The organism is Rhodopseudomonas pseudopalustris, from assembly GCF_900110435.1.
GTDB lineage: Bacteria > Pseudomonadota > Alphaproteobacteria > Rhizobiales > Xanthobacteraceae > Rhodopseudomonas > Rhodopseudomonas pseudopalustris.
Map to the genome: position 1 here is coordinate 1 of NZ_FODT01000028.1, position 2,309 is coordinate 2,309.

A 2,309-nucleotide genomic window follows, 5' to 3' on the forward strand; every position below is an offset into this window, starting at 1 on the left:
GTGCCGGAGAACGACTTGTACTCGCCTTCCTGCTTCAGCAGCAGCGGAGTGCCGGAGAAGCTCTGGTACTCACCCTTCTGCTCGAGGATCAGCGGGGTGCCGGAGTAGCTCTTGTACTCGCCTTCCTGCTTCAGGATCAGCGGGGTGCCGGAATAGCCTTCGTACTCGCCCTTCTGCTCGAGAATCAGCGGAGTACCGGAGTGTCCTTTATATTCGCTCATGTTCAATTCCTTTACTTAGAGAGCACTGGCAGGCCCAGCCAGGAGGAGAAGATGGTCGGTTTGTTGATCAGTAGCGGCTCGCCCGAATAGGATTTGTACGGACCGCTGCTGTCCAGCAACACGGGAGTCCCGGAGAAGGACTTGTAGGGACCGCTGCTGTCGAGCAGCAACGGTGTTCCGGAAAACGACTGATACGGGCCCTTGCTGCTGATGACGAGCGGCGTACCCGAGAAGGTCTTGTCGCTGTCGACGAGCAGCCAGTCGCCGGAATAGGATTTGTACTTGCCCGAGGTGTCGAGCAGTGCCTTGGCATGAATCATGTTCGAAAACGGCGTCGCCTCGCTCATTTCCAAGCCGGCCGACGACGATGATTGCATGCTGATCTTGTTCGGGCCGTAGCTGTCGAGGATCGTCGTCGCCTTGGCGGCGAATCCGAACTCGGCCTGCACGGCGACCACGACGGCGCCCTTCTTGACGTAGTCCGCATAGGTCCGGGCGTCGCCGCGCGACACATAGGCCCTGCCCAGAGCGGCGGCGATGTCGTCGGTGGAACTCGCCTTGCCGGCCTGATAGCCGGTGACGACGGAATATTTGTAGTTGTTCTTCTTCAGGTCGGCTTCCAGCGCAGCGAGCTTGCTGCTGGAATCGTACAACCGGGTGATGATTTGCGTCATGTCGACTCCGTTTTGGTCTCAGGACCGCGTCAGGTGGCCCTGCATCAGTAGAGTGTCCCGTCGCCTGATCAGCGGGACCATCGTCACGAGCGTCGCGAGCAGCAGCAGCAGTTCGAGGCAGTAGACGAAATTGTAGCCAGCCGCGGGGCCGAACTGCGGTGCGAAGGCCGTCACGAGGTCACGAAGAATACCGCCGAGCGCGATCGCGACGCCGGCTGCAGAAGCCTGCACCGCACCCCAGGCGCCGAGCGCGAGGCCGGCCTGATCCTTCGGCGCGGCGTTCATCGTCGCGGTCAGCGTGCCATGGCCGAACAGGCCGGCGCCGAAGCCGATCAGCGCGGTGCCGCAACCGAATGCCAGCACCGATGCGGTCCCCTGCAGTTCGGCGGCGAAGATCACCGCAAGGAAGGCCGGAATGCCGACCATCGAGCCGAAGCTCGCCATCCGGAACGGATCGGCGCCGCGGCTCAGCACGCGCGAGGCGAGACCGAAGCCGAGCAGGCCGCCGATCGCGAGCGCGGCGGTGAGCTTGGTGGTGTCGCCGACCGACATCGACAGGATCTGGCCGCCATAGGGCTCGAGCAACACGTCCGCCATGCTGAACGCCATGGTGCCGAAACCGACCGCGATCAGACGGCGCGTCGCGTCCTTGCCCTGGATGAAAACATCCCAGGATTCGCGGAAGCTGGCCGACGGCGCCCCCGGATGCGCGGTCGCCTGGGTCGCGCCCGAGCTGCGACGCGCTTCCTGCTTCCAGACCGCGATGCCGTTGAGAACGATCGTGACCACGGCCGAGCCCTGGATCACCTGGATCAACCGGCCGGGCGAGAAGTCAGCAAGCAGCATGCCGAAGATGATCGCGCTCGCGATCATGCCGAACATCAGCATGGTGTACATCAGGCCGACGACTTTCGGCCTGGATTCCGGAGACGCGAGGTCGGTCGCGAGCGCGAGCCCGACCGTCTGCGTGGTGTGAACGCCGGCGCCGATCAGCAGGAAGGCCAGCGCGGCGCCGAATTGCCCGATCCACACCGGCGCATGTCCAGCCTCGCCGCCGCCGGACAACACCAGCAGCGCGAACGGCAGGATCGCCAGGCCGCCGAACTGAACCAGGGTGCCCTTGTAAAGGAAAGGCACGCGCCGCCAGCCGAGCACGGATTTGTGGACGTCGGATTTGAAGCCGATCAGCGCCCGGAACGGCGCAAAGATCAGCGGAATGGAGACCATCACGCCGACGATCGAGGCCGGCACGTTCAGTTCGACGATCATCACCCGGTTCAGGGTGCCGACCAGCAGCACCAGCGACATGCCGACCGCCACTTGAAACAGCGACAGGCGCAGCAACCGGGACAGAGGCAGATCCGGCGTCGCCGCATCCGCGAAAGGCAGAAAGCGAGACCCGAGCGAGGCCCAG

At 64.1% G+C, this 2,309-nt stretch carries 3 protein-coding genes; all 3 read right to left on the minus strand.

All coding sequences use genetic code 11. The features are described from left to right. A partial coding sequence (locus BMY71_RS24210; RefSeq protein WP_092686407.1) for a hypothetical protein occupies positions 1–221 on the minus strand: 221 nt, incomplete at its 3' end. Between the two features lie 11 nt (positions 222–232). Beyond that, complete coding sequence (locus BMY71_RS24215) at positions 233–895, minus strand: hypothetical protein (RefSeq protein WP_011502809.1); 663 nt, start codon at positions 893–895, stop codon at positions 233–235. Positions 896–913: 18 nt separating this feature from the next. Beyond that, the coding region (locus tag BMY71_RS24220; RefSeq protein ID WP_092686408.1) for a PucC family protein at positions 914–2,309 on the minus strand (1,396 nt) is incomplete at its 5' end.

Coding starts and splice junctions, on each gene's coding strand:
- BMY71_RS24215 (WP_011502809.1), bottom strand. CDS start 895: ATGACGCAAATCATCACCCGGTTGTACGATTCCAGCAGCAAGCTCGCT.